We start from the raw sequence: 16,603 nt of genomic DNA on the forward strand, positions 1-16,603 counted from the left end.
CATTCCTATGGCGGGGCAAAGAATTCCTTTGAGTACTGCCGGTAGTCCTGGGGCCACGGCTAAGTTCCTGCCGCACCTGACATGTCACGCTCACTCGGCGGATGTCAGGTGTCTGTGAGTGTCATGCTCATGACTGCGCGGTCTGCCGCCGCTACGCGCGTCACGGGCCTGCCAATCCAGTGCGCATCCCCACGTCAACCGGAGGCAGTACCCTATGCGTGAGTCACGCCCGAGCCGGCGGAGACGGAGTCTGCGAAGACTCCTCGCCGTCGCCTTCCCCGCCCTCGCCCTCACCGTCGCCGGACTCGTCGCGGCGCCCACGGCCGGGGCGCAGACCGCCAGCGCGCACCCGCACACCTCCAAGGTCACGCAGAACGCCAAGGCGCTGACCGACCCCGAGCGGCAGACCTTCCACTCCACCGGCAAGGCCGGCCAGAAGGTGCCGACCGAGCACCTGTGCGCCAAGGCCGAGCCGGGCCACGCGTCCTGCTTCGCCCAGCGCCGCACGGACATCAAGCAGCGCCTCGCCGCCGCCCTCGCGGCCGCGCCCTCCGGCCTCTCCCCGGCCAACCTGCACAGCGCCTACAACCTGCCCACCACGGGCGGTTCCGGCATGACGGTCGCCATCGTCGACGCCTACAACGACCCCAACGCCGAGTCGGACCTGGCCACCTACCGCTCCACCTACGGCCTGTCCTCCTGCACCAAGGCCAACGGCTGCTTCAAGCAGGTCAGCCAGACCGGATCCACCACCTCGCTGCCCACCAACGACAGTGGCTGGGCCGGCGAAGAGGCGCTCGACATCGACATGGTCAGCGCGGTCTGCCCGAACTGCAGCATCATCCTGGTCGAGGCCAACTCCGCGAACGACACCGACCTCGGCATCGCCGAGAACGAGGCCGTCTCGCTCGGCGCCAAGTTCGTCTCCAACAGCTGGGGCGGCTCCGAGTCCTCCTCGCAGACCAGCGAGGACACCTCGTACTTCAAGCACCCGGGTGTCGCGATCACCGTCTCCTCGGGTGACTCCGCCTACGGCGCCGAGTACCCGGCCACCTCCCAGTACGTGACGGCCGTCGGCGGCACCGCGCTCACCACCGCCTCCAACTCCCGCGGCTGGAGCGAGTCGGTGTGGCACACCAACTCCACGGAAGGCACCGGCTCCGGCTGCTCGGCCTACGACCCGAAGCCGACCTGGCAGACCGACACCGGCTGCTCCAAGCGCATGGAGGCCGACGTCTCCGCGGTCGCCGACCCGGCCACCGGTGTGGCGGTCTACGACACCTACGGCGGCTCCGGCTGGGGTGTCGTCGGCGGCACCAGCGCCTCCTCGCCGATCATCGCGAGCGTCTACGCCCTCGCGGGCACCCCGGGCGCGAGCGACTACCCGGCGAAGTACCCGTACTCCCACACCTCCAACCTGTACGACGTGACCAGTGGCTCCAACGGCTCCTGCTCCACCTCGTACTTCTGCACCGCGCGCACCGGCTACGACGGCCCGACCGGCTGGGGCACCCCGAACGGCACCGCCGCCTTCACCTCGGGCTCCAGCACCGGCAACACGGTGACCGTCACCAACCCCGGCAGCCAGTCCACCACCACCGGCGGCTCGGCCAGCCTGCAGATCCAGGCCAGCGACAGCGCGGGCGCGGCCCTCACCTACAGCGCCTCCGGCCTGCCGACCGGGCTGTCCATCAACAGCTCCACCGGCCTGATCTCCGGTACGGCGTCCACCGCGGGCACCTACCAGGTCACGGTCACCGCGCAGGACTCCACCGGCGCCTCCGGCTCGACGTCCTTCACCTGGACGGTCGGCTCCTCCGGCGGCACCTGCTCCTCCTCCCAGCTGCTGGCCAACCCGGGCTTCGAGTCGGGCAGCACCGGCTGGAGCGCGTCCAGCGGCGTCATCACCAACGACACCGGTGAGGCGGCCCACGGCGGCTCGTACTACGCCTGGCTCGACGGCTACGGCTCCGCGCACACCGACACCCTGTCCCAGTCGGTGACGATCCCGGCCGGCTGCAAGGCCACGCTCACCTTCTACCTGCACGTCGACACCGCGGAGACCGGCAGCACCGCGTACGACAAGCTGACGGTGACCGCCGGTTCGACCACCCTGGCGACGTACTCGAACCTCAACGCGAACTCCGGGTACGCGCAGAAGACCTTCGACCTGTCCTCGCTGGCGGGCCAGACGGTCACCCTGAAGTTCAACGGGGTGGAGGACTCCTCCCTCCAGACCAGCTTCGTCGTGGACGACACCGCCCTGACGACCAGCTGATCCACACCCGGTGAGCACTGTTCCCGCACGCGGAAACCGTCCGCGTGCGGGATCCTTTTTGGCAGCCGGTACGTCACATCTGCACCAGGCGGCCGGCCCCGCACGGCCACGGCAGAAAGGCGAACCCCATGCGCCGTACGACCCTCTGCGCCCTCGCGGCCACAGCGCTGCTCCTCGCCGGCTGCGGCTCCCAGAGCGGCAAGGACACCGGCGGCAGTGACGGCAAGGTGTCACCGTCCGCGTCCCCGAGCGGCGCCGGCTGCGCCGCCCTCGTCCAGCTCAAGGCCTCCGACAGCGGCCGTACGGTCTGCGTGGCCAAGGGCGGCGAGGTCCGGGTCACCCTGGAGGGCACCAAGTCCCGCCCCTGGAGGCCGCTCATGGCCAGTGGCAGCGCACTGAAGGGCATCAACGCGGGCTTCGTCATCCTGCCGGGCCAGGCCACGGCCGCCTACCAGGCGGTGGCCACCGGCACCGAGAAACTGACGTCCTCCCGGCCGCTGTGCGCCGAGCCGACGGCGCCGGGCCAGGTGTCCTGCAAGGGCATTCAGGAGTGGACGGTCACGGTCAACGTGAAGTGATCAGCCGGCCAGGTGCCGTACCTGGTCCCACAGAACCGGGTCCACCACGCCCACCCGGCGCCGGAAGTCGCCGACCGGCACCTCGCGGAGCTCGTCGGTCTCCAGGAAGCTGGGTCGGCCCCGGGCGTCACCGACCGCGCCCGGCGGCAGGGGGATCACGCCCGCGCGCTCGTCGTGGTACTTGCTGGTGATCTTGGCGACGGTGGCCCGGTTCCCGCGCACGGCCAGCACCAGACACGGCCGGTCTTTCGCGTCGGCGCGGTCCTCGTGGGGGACGTCCGCCCACCAGATGTCCCCGGGGGCCGGCCGGGCGGCCTTGGCCGGGCGCGTTCCCGCGCGGCCGAGCGGCCTCAGACGCCGTCCGGCGTACCGGCGACCGCGTCCCCAGCCGTCGATGAGCGTGGCGACCAGCGCGAGCAGTACCACCGCCGCGAGTGCCAGCCACCAGGACGTGTCCATACGACGACGTTACCGGCGCGCGCCGATGATTGCGCGCCCTCTGCGGATCCTTACGCGCTCCTGGTCCAGCCGAACCGGTGACAGCACAGGTGAGTTCGCCCACAACGGCCCCTGGCGGAGGAGCGACCCGCGCTTTCGCGCCTTACGCTCAACAAACCGCACGACCCCCGTTTCCTGCCCTTTTGATCTTTCCGCCAACGGAGGTTTCTGCTTCATGAAGCTCACCGTCGTCGGCTGCTCGGGGTCGTTCCCGTCCGCGGAATCGGCCTGCTCGAGCTACCTCGTCGAGGCCGACGGCTTCCGGCTGCTCCTCGACATGGGCAACGGCGCCCTGGGCGAGTTGCAGCGCCACTGCGGTCTCTACGACCTTGACGCTGTCTTCCTGAGCCATCTGCACGCCGATCACTGCATCGACATGCTCGCGTACTTCGTCGCGCGCTACTACCGCCACGACGGCGGCCGCTGCGACCCCCTTCCGGTCTACGGCCCCGAGGGCACCGAGCACCGCCTGACCACCGCCTACGCCGACACCCCCTCCGCCTCGTCCATGAGCGAGGTGTTCGACTTCCACACCGTCAAGCCCTCCACGTTCGAGATCGGCCCGTTCACGGTGCACACCGAGCGGGTCCGCCACCCCGTGGAGGCGTACGCCATCCGCGTCGAGCACGGCGGGCGGTCGCTGACGTACTCCGGCGACACGGGGGTCACCGAGGCGCTGGACGAGCTGGCCCGGGACACCGACCTGTTCCTGTGCGAGGCCGCGTTCACGCACGGCAAGGAGAGCATCCCCGACCTGCATCTCAACGGCCGAGAGGCGGGGGAGACGGCGGCACGGGCGGGCGCGCGGCGCCTGGTGCTCACCCACATCCCGCCGTGGACCGATCCGGAGGTGAACGTCCGTGACGCGCGCGAGGTGTTCACCGGGCCGGTGGAGCTGGCCGCGCCGAGGGTCACGTACGAGATCTGACCCCGACGGACGTACCGAGGCCCCCCGGAGCAGTGGCTCCAGGGGGCCTCGGTCGTGCGGTGACCCGGCCGTCAGGCCTTGGTGAGGTCCTCGACCTCCTCCTCGGGCTCGCGGCCCGGGGTGGGGAGGTTGAACCTGACGATCGCGAAGCGGAAGACCGTGTAGTAGATCGCCGCGAAGACCAGGCCGATCGGGATGATGAGCCATGGCTTGGTCGCGAGGTTCCAGTTGAGCGCGTAGTCGATGAAGCCCGCCGAGAAGGTGAAGCCCGCGTGGACGCCGAGCGCCCAGGTGATCGCCATGGACAGGGCCGTCAGCACCGCGTGGATCGCGTACAGCAGCGGCGCGATGAACATGAACGAGAACTCGATCGGCTCGGTGACACCGGTGACGAAGGAGGTCAGCGCGAGGGAGATCATCATGCCGAGGACGGCCTTGCGGCGCTCGGGGCGCGCGGCGTGGGCGATGGCGATCGCGGCGGCCGGCAGACCGAACATCATGATCGGGAAGAAGCCGGACATGAACATACCGGCGTGCGGGTCACCGGCGAAGAAGCGGTTCAGGTCACCGTGCACGACCTGGCCGGCGGAGTTCTTGTAGTCGCCGATCTGGAACCAGGAGACGGTGTTGACGAACTGGTGCATGCCGACCGGGATCAGCGCACGGTTGACCAGACCGAACAGACCCGCGCCCAGCGCGCCGAGACCGGTGATCCACTCGCCGGCGTTGGAGATGCCCTCACCGATCGGCTTCCAGATCAGGCCGAAGAAGACACCCATGCCGGTGCCGACGAAGGCCATGATGATCGGCACCAGCCGGCGGCCGTTGAAGAAGCCGAGCCAGTCCACCAGCTTCTTGCGGTGGTAGCGCTGCCACAGCACGGCGGCCAGCAGACCCATCAGGATGCCGCCGAAAACACCGGGGTTGTTGTAGGTCGCGGCTATGTCCGCGCCCTTCTGGATCTTGGCCTCGGTGACCGGGAACGCTTTCAGCACGTTGCTGTAGACCAGGAAGCCGACCAGGGCGGCCAGCGCCGTCGAGCCGTCCGACTTCTTGGCGAAGCCGATCGCGACACCGATGCAGAACAGCATCGGAAGGTTGTCGAAGATCGCGCCACCCGCCGTGGCGAACACCGCAGTAACCTTGTCGGGCAGGTGCAGCTTGTCATGGACGTCCTGCTGGCCCAGACGCAACAGGATGCCCGCCGCCGGCAGTACGGCGATCGGGAGCTGCAGGCTGCGGCCGACCTTCTGCAGGCCCTGGAAGAGGCCTGATCCCCGCTTCTTCGCGGGAGCCGCCGTGGCAGTGGCGGTGCTCATGGAATGGTTCCTCCATCGGTGGTGGTCTACACCACTCAGTGGTGTAGACCTGTTGTAGCACGATGAGGGCGGGGAAGGAACCACGAAATCCGCTACCGGGACGCTACGCGGCGTGCCGATGTGCTAGGTGCCGGAGAAGCCCGGATATCAGACCTTGGTGACGTCCTCTACCTGGTCCTCCGGCTCACGGCCCGGTGTCTTCAGGTCGAACCGCGTGATCGCGAGACGGAAGACGACGTAATAGACCGCCGCGAAGCACAGGCCGATCGGGATGATCAGCCATGGTTTCGTCGCCAGGTGCCAGTTGATGACGTAGTCGATCAGGCCGGCCGAGAAGCTGAACCCGTCGTGCACCCCGAGCGCCCAGGTCACCGCCATCGAGACGCCGGTCAGCAGCGCGTGGACGGCGTACAGCAGCGGGGCGATGAACAGGAACGAATACTCGATCGGCTCGGTGATGCCGGTCACGAACGAGGTCAGCGCCACCGACAGCATCAGACCGCCGACCTCCTTGCGCCGGCCGGGCCGGGCGCAGTGCGTGATGGCCAGCGCGGCGGCCGGCAGCGCGAACATCATGATCGGGAAGAAGCCCGAGGTGAACTGGCCGGCGTGCGGGTCGCCCTGGAGGAACATGTTGATGTCGCCGTGCACCACCGTGCCGTCGGGCTTGGTGTAGCTGCCGAACTGGAACCAGATGGGCACGTTCAGGAACTGGTGCAGGCCGACGACGAGCAGCGCCCGGTTGGCGACGCCGAAGACGCCCGCGCCCCAGGAGCCGGCGTCCCGCAGCCACTTGCTGAAGCTCTCCAGACCGCCGCCGATCGGCGGCCAGATCCACAGGCACAGCGCCGCGAAGAAGATGGCGACGAAGGCCATGATGATCGGCACCAGCCGGCGGCCGTTGAAGAAGCCCAGCCAGTCCACCAGCCTGGTGCGGTGGAACCGGGCCCAGAGGAACGCGGCCAGCAGGCCCAGCACGATGCCGCCGAAGACGCCCGGGTTCTGGAAGGTGAAGGGCGTCACCGAACCCGTGCCCGCGCCGACGGTCACCTGACAGCCGACCTGGGGGATCGCCTTGGAGCCGCCCGGGCAGGACTCGGGGAACTGGTGCAGTACGCCGTAATAGACGAGGAAGCCCGCCACCGCGGCCAGTGCCGTCGAGCCGTCCGCCTTCTTCGCCATGCCGATCGCCACGCCCACGCAGAACAGCAGCGGAAGCCCGATCGAGCTGTCGAGCAGGGCGCCGCCCGCGCCCGCCATGACCTTGGAGACGTTCGTCCAGCCCAGGCCGTCCTTGCCGAACACGTCCGGCTGGCCCAGCCGGTTGATGATGCCCGCCGCCGGCAGTACCGCGATCGGCAGCTGCAGACTGCGCCCCATCTTCTGCAGGCCCTGGAACAGGCGGTTCCAGCGTTCCCGCGCCGGGCCGGCCGTGCTGTCGGCGGGCGCGCTCTCGGCACTCATGGCGTCCTCCCGGCCACGGGACTCGGAGGCGGTTTGGCGACCGCACCCCCTGTGGTGTAGACCAGTCGCCGGACGGTTCCGCTGTCGTGATCGCCATCATTCGGCACGCACGGCATGACCGCTCGCGAAGATGGGCCAACTGTGGGTTACTGCGACAAAGCGGTTCGGATCAGGGAGAAGGAACATGGCCAGCAAGGCTGAGAAGATCGTCGCCGGCCTCGGCGGTATCGACAACATCGAGGAGATCGAGGGCTGCATCACCCGGCTGCGCACCGAGGTGTCCGACCCCTCCCTGGTCGACGAGGCCGCCCTGAAGGCCGCCGGCGCCCACGGCGTCGTCAAGATGGGCACGGCCATCCAGGTCGTCATCGGCACCGACGCCGACCCGATCGCCGCGGAGATCGAAGACATGATGTGAGCCCCACCGGCTCACCCCGGAAGGGGCTCTTCCCGACGCGGGAGGAGCCCCTTCCACAGGTACGGCTAGGCTCCTTGCCATGTCTCGCATCGACGGCCGTACCCCCGAACAGCTCCGCCCGGTCACCATCGAACGCGGCTGGAGCAAGCACGCCGAGGGCTCCGTCCTCGTCTCCTTCGGCGACACCAAGGTGTTCTGCACCGCCTCCGTGACCGAGGGCGTCCCGCGCTGGCGCAAGGGCAGCGGCGAGGGCTGGGTCACCGCGGAGTACGCCATGCTGCCCCGCGCCACCAACACCCGCGGCGACCGCGAGTCCGTCAAGGGCAAGATCGGCGGCCGTACCCACGAGATCTCCCGGCTCATCGGCCGCTCGCTGCGTGCCGTCATCGACTACAAGGCGCTCGGCGAGAACACCGTCGTCCTCGACTGCGACGTCCTCCAGGCCGACGGCGGCACCCGCACCGCCGCGATCACCGGCGCCTACGTCGCCCTCGCCGACGCCGTCGCCTGGGCCCAGGGCAAGAAGCTGATCAAGGCCGGCCGGCAGCCGCTCACCGGCACCGTCAGTGCCGTCTCCGTCGGCATCGTCGGCGGCGTCCCGCTGCTCGACCTCTGCTACGAGGAGGACGTGCGCGCCGAGACCGACATGAACGTCGTCTGCACCGGCGACGGACGCTTCGTCGAGGTCCAGGGCACCGCCGAGGCCGAGCCCTTCGCCCGCGACGAGCTCAACGCCCTGCTCGATCTCGCCGTCACCGGATGCGCCGAACTCACCACCCACCAGCGCGCGGCCCTCGAAGCCACGCTCACGAAGTAGGGGCGGACCAAGGAGTAAAGGGCGGATCAAAAAGACGGGCGCGCGTGGGCAACCCGCGCGCCCGTCCCGGCGTCCTAGGGGTACGGCGGCCTTACCGGGCCGTACGGGCCCTACCAGGGGAGGGAAACACCACCATGGCCTTCAGCCGACGCCGTCTCACCGCCGTCGCCGGGGTGGCGCTCGCCGCGCTCACCATCGGCCTCACCACCGGCTGCGACGCCGTGAACAAGGCCCTGGACTGCGTGCAGACCGCCGACTCCATCGCCGACAGTGTCACCGATCTTCAGCAGGCGGTGGAGAACGCGGCGAACGATCCGACCCAGGCGGACGCCTCCCTCGACTCCATCGAGAAGAACCTGGAGAAGATCGGTGACAAGACGGACAACGCCGATGTCAACAAGGCGGTCGACGACTTGAACAAGGCCGTGGACAACGTGCGTACGGCCATCAAGAACGGGGACAGGACACCGGATGTGAGCCCGGTGACGGATGCGGCCGGTGAACTGACCAAGGTCTGCACGAAGTGACCCGAGGGGCGCGGGGCCGTATCAGTACTCCCCGTCCCGGCGCCGCTCCAGCTTCTCCTGGCGGCGCTGCTCCTTCAGACGGAGCCGCTCCGCCCGGGTGACCTTGCGGGTCACCGCCACCTCGCCCCAGAACGCAAGGCCCCCGACGATCACGCGAGGAGCCCCCGGCTCGGGCTCCTCGTGCCTCGGGTGCTCGAAGCTGCCCATGACGCCGGTGCCGCGGACGACGACCTCGATCCCCGGCGGCACGATGACCTGCACACCGCCCATGATCGCCACGCAGTTGATCACGACTTCGCGGTCCGCGAAGTCCGCCTCCCGCAGGTCGATCTCGCCGCCGCCCCAGAACGCGAAGCAGTTGAACTGCCTCGGCACCGTCCAGCGGCCCTTGCGCTGGAACCCGGACATGATGGCGACCGCACCCGCCGAGGACCCCTCGCCCCCGACGATCCGGCCCGCCCAACTCCCGCTCTGAGCCGGTTCCTTGGTGAAGGAGACGGGAGCGGGCGGCGGCACGGTACCGGCCGCCGGCAGATCACGGGTGAGCGGCGCCAGCTCGCCGTAGGTACGCGCCTTGTACGTCGCCTCCAACCGCTCCTCGAACTCCGCCATGTCGAGCCGGCCCTCGGCCAGGGCGTCCCGCAGGACCTCGGCGACCCGTTCACGGTCGCTGTCGGACGCCCGGAGGTCCGGACTTGCGTCGTCGGTCATGACAGAAGCCTACGAGACCGCCTTCTCCGCGTACATCTTGGCGATGACCGCCTCGATGTCCGGCTCCCGCACCGACAGGTCCACCAGCGGATACTCCGCCGCGAGATACGCGACGAGCGGTGCCGCCGACTGCCCCGCCGGGAACGCCAGCCACTGCCGCGGCCCCTCCACCCGCACCACCCGCGCCGACGGCACCTCCACCGGCGGCAGTTCCCGCTCCAGGTCCACCACCAGCGTCCGCTCGCTCTCCCCGGCCTCGTGCAGCCCCGCGAGCGGACCGTCGTACATCAGCCGGCCGTGGTCGATCACCATCACCCGTGAGCACAACTGCTCGATGTCCTGCAGGTCGTGCGTCGTCAGCAGCACGGTAGTGCCCCGCTCGGCGTTCAACTCCCTCAGAAAACCACGGACTTTCGCCTTCGACACGACATCCAGGCCGATCGTCGGCTCGTCCAGGTACAGCACCTCCGGGTCGTGCAGCAGGGCCGCCGCGATGTCCCCGCGCATCCGCTGCCCGAGCGAGAGCTGCCGTACCGGCACGTCCAACAGGGCGCCCAGCTCCAGGAGTTCGACGCACCGGTCCAGGTTCTCGCGGTAACGGGCCTGAGGGATCCGGTACATGCGGTGCGCCAGCCGGTAGGAGTCGATCAGCGGCAGGTCCCACCACAGCGTCGTACGCTGCCCGAACACCACCCCGATCCGGTGCGCGAGCCGCCGCCGCTCCCGCGACGGATCGATGCCCGCCACCCGCAGCCTGCCCGCACTCGGCGTCAGAATCCCGGTCAGCATCTTGATCGTGGTCGACTTCCCGGCGCCGTTCGGCCCGATGTACCCGACCATCTCCCCGCGCGCCACCGTGAACGAGATCGAGTCCACCGCCCGCACCTCGCGCCGCTCCCGTTTCAGGAACCCGGTCTTCCTGCGCACCTCGAAGACCTTCTCGACCTGCTCCAGTGAGATGAAATCGCTGTCCGCCACCGCGCTAGCTCCCTGTACTCCGATACGAACGAAGTCCCGCCCGCCAGGCCAGCCCCGCCAGCGCACAGCACCCCACCGCCACCAGCGGCGGTGCGAACGCCAGCCACTCGGGCAGCCCCAGCGGATACGGCCGCCCCAGCACATAGGTCGCGGGCAGCCAGTTGACGAAGGCCAGCGGCAGCACGAACGTCACCCCGCGCACCAGCTCCTTCGCGAACACCGTCGGCGGATACTGCAGCAGCGTCGTACCGCCGTAGGTGAAGGCGTTCTGCACCTCCGAGGCGTCCGACGCCAGGAACTGGAAGGCCGCCCCCGCCACGAACACCGCGCAGAAGATCCCGCAGCCGCTCACCAGGGCCACCGGCACCAGCAGCAGCTTCAGCGGCGTCCAGTCGATGTCCAGCCGCGCCACCGCCCAGGTGAGCACCAGCAGGCCCTGCACCACCCGGCCCAGCCTGCGCAGGGCGAACTGGTCGGCCGCCACCTGGGCCAGCACCGGCGCCGGACGCACCAGCAGCGTGTCCAGCGTGCCGTCGCGCACCCGCCGCCCCAGCCGCTCCATCGACCCGATCACCAGATCGGCAAGACCGAAGGCCACCCCGGACAGGCCGTACAGGAAAGCCACCTCGGGCAACGACCAGCCGCCCAGGGCGTCCACCCGCGAGAACATCAGCATGATCCCGACGAAGTCGAGGAGGGTCGCCGAGAAGTTGCCGAACGTGGTCATCAGGAACGAGGCGCGGTAGGCCATGGTGGACCTGATCCACATCCCGGCGATCATCAGATACGCCCGCACGCCCTCCCGCACCCGGCCTGTGTCGATCTCAGCCACCCTGGACCACCACCCTGCGCGTCGCCGCCGACTGCACCAGCCGCCCCGCGCCCAGCAGCGCCACCGCCCACGCCCCCTGGAACACATACGTGCCCAGCGGGTCCGCATGCCCCAGCAGGACCTGGGCCGGCGCCTGGAGCAGCGATGACCACGGCAGCGCCCGTACGACCTCGCCGAGCGCCCCCGGGAAGAGGTTCAGCGGCAGCAGCATGCCCGAGCAGAAATAACTGATCAGCCATGACATCTGCGTCACACCCGTACCGTCCAGGAACCAGAACGTGCTGAGCGCCACCAGGTACCGGATGCCGAACCCGACGATCATCGCCAGCAGCACGGCGACGAAGAAGGCGACCCAGGTGCCCACGTCCGTCGGCAGGTACACCGGGAAGCACAGGGCACCGAACACGAACGGAAGGATCCCCCGCCCCGCCAACTGAAAGAACGCCCGGCCCAGATCCGTCGCCAGCCACCACATCTGCAGATCGGCGGGCCGGTACAGGTCGATCGCCACGTCCCCCGTACGGATGCGTTCCATCAACTCGTTCTCGACGCCCCCGCCGCCGATCGCGAGCGTCGACAGCAACGCCTGCCCCAGCCACACATACGTCACGACCTGCGCCTGATCCCACCCGCCCAGCTGCGGCCGCTCGTCCCACAGGGCGCGATACGTATAGACGAGGATCAGCCCGAAGACCGTGTTCGTGAACACCCCTGCCGCAGTGGCAGCCCGATACGTCGCGTACCGTCTGAATCCCCCCGCCGCGACGGCCACGTACAACCGTCCCGCGCCCACGCCAGTCCACCTCCCGGGACCGCTCGACACCGAAGCGCAGGAGCCTAGTCCCCGGGCCCGGCGGCCGGCCACGCAATTTCGTGCCGAAGCGTGCTCGAATCCGGGAACGGAACGCCAGGTGCGGGAGTCTTCAAACGGGGGGCGCAGAAGCGTACGAGGCGTACAGGAACGTACGACGCGAAACAGGAGTCCGTGCACGACATGAGCGACGAGCCGCAGCCGCAGCAGCCGAACGAAGGCGTGCCGCCGAAAAAGCCGCTGGCTGCTGAAGGGCCCGGCGCCCCCGGCACCCACCCCGAACGGGGACCGGGCCGGGTCGGGGCAACCGACAATACGACCGGGTCTGAGGGGGCTGGTGCTCCGGCGCGATCCGAGGACGCCGGCCGGCGGGAAGGGTCCCGGGAGACGGCGGGTACGGAGGGCACGGCGGAGACCGCGCGGGCCGAGCGGGGCGGTACGGCTTCGCAGGGCGCGCAGGCCCGGGAGACCGGGCTCGGCCGAGTGGGTGACCGTGCGGCGTCCCAGGACCGCTCGACTCCGGCCGGCCCGCCGACCGCGGCGGGCTCGTCGGCTCCGGAGGACCGCTCGGCCCTGGACCGTACGGCCTCCATGGCCCGGGCTCGTCAGGCGGCCCGAGGCGGCCGGACGGAACAGCAGGGGGCGACCGCGTCCAGCGGGGAGGCGGCTTCCGGCGCGCGTTCGGCGTCCGGTGGGGCTTCGGGCTCCGGTGGGGCTTCGGGCTCCGGTGGGGCTTCGGCGGCACGCGATGTGTCGGCGCCTGGTGAGGTCTCGGGCTCCGCTGGGGCGGCGGCTCGTGGTGCGTCGGCTTCCGGCGGGACTTCTGGTGAGGCTGCTGGTGCAGCGCCGGTGGCTCGCGGGAGCTCGGCGTCCGGTGAGGTCTCGGGCTCCGGTCGGAGCCCGGCGGACCGTGGTGCGTCGGAGACTCGTGGGGACTCCGTGTCCGGCGCGGTGTCCGGTGGCGCCGCCGGTGATGGCTCGGCTCGCTCCGGTGGGGGCCCGGCGGACCGGGGCGCTTCGGTGTCCGGCAGCGGTTCGGGGGCTCGCGAGGACGTGCCTTCGGGCGGTGCCGCAACCGGTGCGGCTTCGGCGCCCGGTGCATCCACCGGGTCCCAGTCCTCCGGTGCGTCCACCGCGTCTCAGTCCTCCGGTCGGTCCCGTACTGACTCCGGGAAGCCGCAAGTCCCGGCGGCCCGGGCCGGCTCCGAGCAGGCGCAGTCGGCCGAGAGCACGCAGGTGCTCCGGCGTGTCACGGCACCCCGGGCGGCCCAGGAGGACCGGTACGGCAAGGCGGCCCAGGGCTCCGGTGAGGCGCCCGCGCCCGAGACCACCCAGGTTCTCCGGCGGGTCGACGCACCCCGCGCGGCCGAGCCGGGCGACCCCGCCAGGACGGCGGCCGCCTCTCCGGCCGGCGAGCCGAACGCCGGCGGCCGTATCCCCCGGGCGACCGGACCGGACGCCGCCGGGCGCACCCCTCGTACGGCCGCCCCCGACACCGCCCGCCCGGGCGGCGGTGCGAACCGCGCTGCCCGGACGGCCGGAGCGGTCGGCGCCGCCGGCCTCGCCGCCGGCGCCGCTGCCCAGGCCTCCCAGGCCGCCCCCGCAGGCGCGGCCGGGGCTGCCACCCGCAGCCCCGGCACCCGTCCCCGCACCACCAACACCCAGAACTCCCCCCAACCCGCCGACGAGAAGACCACCCTCCTCGCCGCCACCCCCGCCGACGGTCAGCCCGCCGGAGGCAACGGCAAGAAGCCGAAGCGGCCCAAGCGGACCGGGTGGCGGCGGATCATTCCGACCTGGCGCATGGTGCTCGGCTCCTTCGTCATCGGGATCCTGCTGGTCGTCGGCCTCTTCTTCCTCGGCTACTCCCTGGTCCAGATCCCGCCGGCCAACGCCCTCGCCACCAAGCAGGCCAACGTCTACCTCTACGCCGACGGCTCCCAGCTGGCCCGCGACGGCCAGATCAACCGGGAGAACGTCAGCCTCGCCCAGGTCTCCAAGGACGCCCAGCACGCCGTACTGGCCGCCGAGGACCGCGACTTCTACACCGAGTCGGCGATCGACCCCAAGGCGATGCTCCGCGCCGCCTGGAACACGGCGACCGGCAAGGGCAAGCAGTCCGGCTCGACGATCACCCAGCAGTACGTGAAGAACTACTACCTGGGCCAGGAGCAGACGGTCACCCGCAAGGCCAAGGAGTTCTTCATCTCGATCAAGCTGGACCGCACCAAGTCCAAGGACGAGATCCTCGAGGGCTACCTCAACACCAGCTACTTCGGCCGCAATGCCTACGGCATCCAGTCCGCCGCCCAGGCCTACTACGGCGTCGACGCCCAGAACCTCGACCCGGCCCGCGCCGCCTACCTCGCCGCGCTCGTCAACGCGCCCAGCGAGTACGACGTCGTGGCCCACCCCGAGAACAAGGCCGCGGCCGTCGCCCGCTGGAACTACGTCCTGGACGGCATGGTCAAGAAGGGCTGGCTCAGCGAGTCCGAGCGCGCCGGGATGAAGTTCCCGATGCCGAAGGAGCAGACGGTCTCGACGGGCATGTCCGGCCAGCGCGGCTACCTCGTCGAGGCGGTCAAGCACTACCTGACCACCAACAACATCCTCACCGACGACCAGCTCGCGACCGGCGGCTACCGCATCACCACCACCATCCAGAAGAACCGGCAGAACGCCTTCGTCAAGGCGGTCAACGACCAGCTGGTCTCCAAGCTGGACAAGAAGAACAACAAGGTCGACAAGTACGTCCGCGCCGGCGGCGCCTCCGTCGACCCGAAGACCGGCAAGGTCGTCGCCATGTACGGCGGGATCGACTACGTCAAGCAGTACACCAACGGCGCCACCCGCGGTGACTTCCAGGTCGGCTCCACCTTCAAGCCCTTCGTGTTCACCTCAGCGGTGCAGAACGGCTCGACCACCCAGGACGGCCGCCCCATCACCCCGAACGCCCTGTACGACGGCACCAACGAACGCCCCGTACAGGGCTGGAGCGGCGGCGCCTACGCTCCGCAGAACGAGGACCAGAAGTCGTACGGCCAGATCAACGTCACCAAGGCGACCGACCTGTCCGTGAACGCCGTCTACGCGCAGATGGCCGTCGACGTCGGCCCGTCCAAGGTCAAGCAGACCGCGATCGACCTCGGCGTCCCCTCCGGCACCCCGGACCTCCAGCCGTACCCCTCGATCGCCCTCGGCACCGCCACCGCCAGCGTGCTGGACATGGCGGAGTCCTACGCCACGCTCGCCAACCACGGCAAGCACGGCATGTACACCCTGATCGAGAAGATCACCAAGGACGGCACGGACGAGGTCAAGCTGCCCGACCAGCCGGTCAAGCAGGCCGTCAGCCGGGAGGCCGCCGACACCACCACGTCCGTCCTGCAGAGCGTGGTCGACAACGGCACCGCCACCGCCGCGCAGGCCGCGGGCCGCCCGGCGGCCGGCAAGACCGGTACCGCCGAGAACGACACGGCAGCCTGGTTCGCCGGTTACACCCCCGACCTGGCCACGGTGGTCTCGGTCATGGGCCAGGACCCGGTGACGGCCAAGCACATGCCGCTGTACGGCGCCCTCGGCCAGGCCCGTATGAACGGTGGCGGCCCGCCGACCCAGATCTGGGCCCAGTACACGGCGGACGCGCTGAAGAACAAGCCGGCCTCCGGCTTCGACCTCCAGCTGCAGCAGGGCGCCGACCAGCCGCAGCCGCCCGTCGCCACCGGCTCGGCCCAGCCAGGCACGACCGGCGACCAGAGCAACGGCGGCCCCACCGGCACCCCGACCGACGGCGGTGCGACCGCCAGCCCGACCGACGGCGGCACCATCGGCACCCCGACCGACGGCGGCACGACCACCACCGGCGGTACCGGCACCACCACGGGCGGCGGCACCAACACCACCGGCGGAGACACCACCGGCGGCGGCACGACCAACGGCGGCGACACAACGGGCGGCGGCACGACCGACGGAGGGACCACGGCGGGCGACACGACCACAGGAGGCGGAACCGACGGCGGGGGCGGTCCGGCTGGCACGGCCGCCGGACCGTCAGGCGGCGACCCCGCCGCCTGACGCCCCCTTGCCGCCTGCGTGACGTCTCAGTGACTGCTGGTCGCCTTCAGCCCCACCATGGCGACCAGCAGCAGACACACGAAGAAGATCCGGGCGGCGGTGACCGGCTGACCCAGCACCACCATGCCGAGCACCGCCGCACCGGCCGCCCCGATGCCCACCCACACGCCGTACGCGGTACCGATGGGCAGGGACTTCGCGGCATACGACAGCAGAACCATGCCGGCGGCGATCCCGGCGCCGGTGAACACACTGGGCACCAGCCGGGTGAAGCCCTCGCTGTACTTCATCCCGATCGACCTGCCCACCTCCAGCAGACCGGCGACGACAAGCAGAACCCGGGCCATGACAGGCACCTCCGGAGGAAATC

At 70.2% G+C, this 16,603-nt stretch carries 15 protein-coding genes; 7 read left to right on the forward strand and 8 right to left on the reverse strand.

The features are described from left to right. Positions 1-214: 214 nt before the first annotated feature. Both AB0M27_RS08780 and AB0M27_RS08785 read left to right on the forward strand, forming a co-directional pair. Positions 215-2,278: a putative Ig domain-containing protein gene (locus AB0M27_RS08780; RefSeq protein ID WP_365719407.1), complete on the forward strand. Its 2,064-nt coding sequence runs from the start codon at positions 215-217 to the stop codon at positions 2,276-2,278. Positions 2,279-2,406: 128 nt separating this feature from the next. Further along, positions 2,407-2,856: a hypothetical protein gene (locus AB0M27_RS08785; protein ID WP_365719409.1), complete on the forward strand. Its 450-nt coding sequence runs from the start codon at positions 2,407-2,409 to the stop codon at positions 2,854-2,856. Here the strand turns inward: AB0M27_RS08785 and AB0M27_RS08790 are convergent, their stop codons facing one another. Next, entirely contained in the window at positions 2,857-3,315 is a 459-nt protein-coding gene (locus AB0M27_RS08790; RefSeq protein ID WP_365719411.1) for a type II toxin-antitoxin system PemK/MazF family toxin, read from the reverse strand. Positions 3,316-3,529: 214 nt separating this feature from the next. Between AB0M27_RS08790 and AB0M27_RS08795 the strand changes: the two genes are divergently transcribed. Further along, positions 3,530-4,282, forward strand: a complete 753-nt coding sequence (locus tag AB0M27_RS08795) for an MBL fold metallo-hydrolase (RefSeq protein WP_351809884.1) — start codon at positions 3,530-3,532, stop codon at positions 4,280-4,282. A gap of 71 nt (positions 4,283-4,353) precedes the next feature. Here AB0M27_RS08795 and AB0M27_RS08800 read toward each other — a convergent pair whose 3' ends face one another. Further along, a complete protein-coding gene (locus tag AB0M27_RS08800) occupies positions 4,354-5,601 on the reverse strand; it encodes a PTS transporter subunit EIIC (RefSeq protein ID WP_365719413.1) in 1,248 nt (415 codons plus the stop codon). A gap of 147 nt (positions 5,602-5,748) precedes the next feature. Continuing rightward, positions 5,749-7,065, reverse strand: a complete 1,317-nt coding sequence (locus AB0M27_RS08805) for a PTS transporter subunit EIIC (protein WP_365719415.1) — start codon at positions 7,063-7,065, stop codon at positions 5,749-5,751. A gap of 184 nt (positions 7,066-7,249) precedes the next feature. Between AB0M27_RS08805 and AB0M27_RS08810 the strand changes: the two genes are divergently transcribed. From AB0M27_RS08810 to AB0M27_RS08820, 3 genes are all read left to right on the forward strand, one after another. Continuing rightward, complete coding sequence (locus AB0M27_RS08810; RefSeq protein WP_030782705.1) at positions 7,250-7,483, forward strand: glucose PTS transporter subunit EIIB; 234 nt, start codon at positions 7,250-7,252, stop codon at positions 7,481-7,483. A 79-nt stretch (positions 7,484-7,562) separates the two neighbouring features. Continuing rightward, positions 7,563-8,300 (forward strand): ribonuclease PH, encoded by a 738-nt coding sequence (gene rph / locus AB0M27_RS08815; protein ID WP_365719417.1) that lies wholly within the window; start codon positions 7,563-7,565, stop codon positions 8,298-8,300. 134 nt (positions 8,301-8,434) lie between these two features. Then, the gene (locus AB0M27_RS08820) at positions 8,435-8,827 is read left to right on the forward strand and encodes a hypothetical protein (RefSeq protein ID WP_365719419.1); all 393 of its coding nucleotides are present in this window, start codon (positions 8,435-8,437) and stop codon (positions 8,825-8,827) included. A gap of 21 nt (positions 8,828-8,848) precedes the next feature. On the opposite strand, the gene AB0M27_RS08825 is transcribed toward AB0M27_RS08820, so the two are convergent. From AB0M27_RS08825 to AB0M27_RS08840, 4 genes are read right to left on the reverse strand one after another with little or no spacing between them, the layout of a single operon-like run. After that, positions 8,849-9,538, reverse strand: a complete 690-nt coding sequence (locus AB0M27_RS08825) for a DUF1707 domain-containing protein (RefSeq protein ID WP_365719421.1) — start codon at positions 9,536-9,538, stop codon at positions 8,849-8,851. Between the two features lie 9 nt (positions 9,539-9,547). Further along, the gene (locus AB0M27_RS08830) at positions 9,548-10,516 is read right to left on the reverse strand and encodes an ABC transporter ATP-binding protein (RefSeq protein ID WP_365719423.1); all 969 of its coding nucleotides are present in this window, start codon (positions 10,514-10,516) and stop codon (positions 9,548-9,550) included. Between the two features lie 4 nt (positions 10,517-10,520). Next, positions 10,521-11,297, reverse strand: a complete 777-nt coding sequence (locus AB0M27_RS08835) for an ABC transporter permease (RefSeq protein WP_365719684.1) — start codon at positions 11,295-11,297, stop codon at positions 10,521-10,523. A 43-nt stretch (positions 11,298-11,340) separates the two neighbouring features. Further along, the gene (locus AB0M27_RS08840; protein WP_365719425.1) at positions 11,341-12,141 is read right to left on the reverse strand and encodes an ABC-2 family transporter protein; all 801 of its coding nucleotides are present in this window, start codon (positions 12,139-12,141) and stop codon (positions 11,341-11,343) included. A 1,254-nt stretch (positions 12,142-13,395) separates the two neighbouring features. Here AB0M27_RS08840 and AB0M27_RS08845 point away from each other — a divergent pair. Beyond that, on the forward strand, positions 13,396-16,233 hold the full coding sequence (locus AB0M27_RS08845) for a transglycosylase domain-containing protein (RefSeq protein ID WP_365719427.1): 2,838 nt from the start codon (positions 13,396-13,398) through the stop codon (positions 16,231-16,233). A 26-nt stretch (positions 16,234-16,259) separates the two neighbouring features. Here the strand turns inward: AB0M27_RS08845 and AB0M27_RS08850 are convergent, their stop codons facing one another. Further along, the gene (locus tag AB0M27_RS08850; RefSeq protein WP_365719429.1) at positions 16,260-16,580 is read right to left on the reverse strand and encodes a multidrug efflux SMR transporter; all 321 of its coding nucleotides are present in this window, start codon (positions 16,578-16,580) and stop codon (positions 16,260-16,262) included. Positions 16,581-16,603 lie beyond the last annotated feature (23 nt).

Origin of the sequence: Streptomyces sp. NPDC052107 (assembly GCF_040680215.1) — a bacterium.
Taxonomy (GTDB): Bacteria; Actinomycetota; Actinomycetes; order Streptomycetales; family Streptomycetaceae; genus Streptomyces.

Coding starts and splice junctions, on each gene's coding strand:
- AB0M27_RS08785 (WP_365719409.1), top strand. CDS start 2,407: ATGCGCCGTACGACCCTCTGCGCCCTCGCGGCCACAGCGCTGCTCCTC.
- AB0M27_RS08780 (WP_365719407.1), top strand. CDS start 215: ATGCGTGAGTCACGCCCGAGCCGGCGGAGACGGAGTCTGCGAAGACTC.
- AB0M27_RS08795 (WP_351809884.1), top strand. CDS start 3,530: ATGAAGCTCACCGTCGTCGGCTGCTCGGGGTCGTTCCCGTCCGCGGAA.
- AB0M27_RS08820 (WP_365719419.1), top strand. CDS start 8,435: ATGGCCTTCAGCCGACGCCGTCTCACCGCCGTCGCCGGGGTGGCGCTC.
- AB0M27_RS08790 (WP_365719411.1), bottom strand. CDS start 3,315: ATGGACACGTCCTGGTGGCTGGCACTCGCGGCGGTGGTACTGCTCGCG.
- AB0M27_RS08805 (WP_365719415.1), bottom strand. CDS start 7,065: ATGAGTGCCGAGAGCGCGCCCGCCGACAGCACGGCCGGCCCGGCGCGG.
- AB0M27_RS08835 (WP_365719684.1), bottom strand. CDS start 11,297: ATGATCGCCGGGATGTGGATCAGGTCCACCATGGCCTACCGCGCCTCG.
- AB0M27_RS08810 (WP_030782705.1), top strand. CDS start 7,250: ATGGCCAGCAAGGCTGAGAAGATCGTCGCCGGCCTCGGCGGTATCGAC.
- AB0M27_RS08800 (WP_365719413.1), bottom strand. CDS start 5,601: ATGAGCACCGCCACTGCCACGGCGGCTCCCGCGAAGAAGCGGGGATCA.
- AB0M27_RS08825 (WP_365719421.1), bottom strand. CDS start 9,538: ATGACCGACGACGCAAGTCCGGACCTCCGGGCGTCCGACAGCGACCGT.
- AB0M27_RS08850 (WP_365719429.1), bottom strand. CDS start 16,580: ATGGCCCGGGTTCTGCTTGTCGTCGCCGGTCTGCTGGAGGTGGGCAGG.
- rph (WP_365719417.1), top strand. CDS start 7,563: ATGTCTCGCATCGACGGCCGTACCCCCGAACAGCTCCGCCCGGTCACC.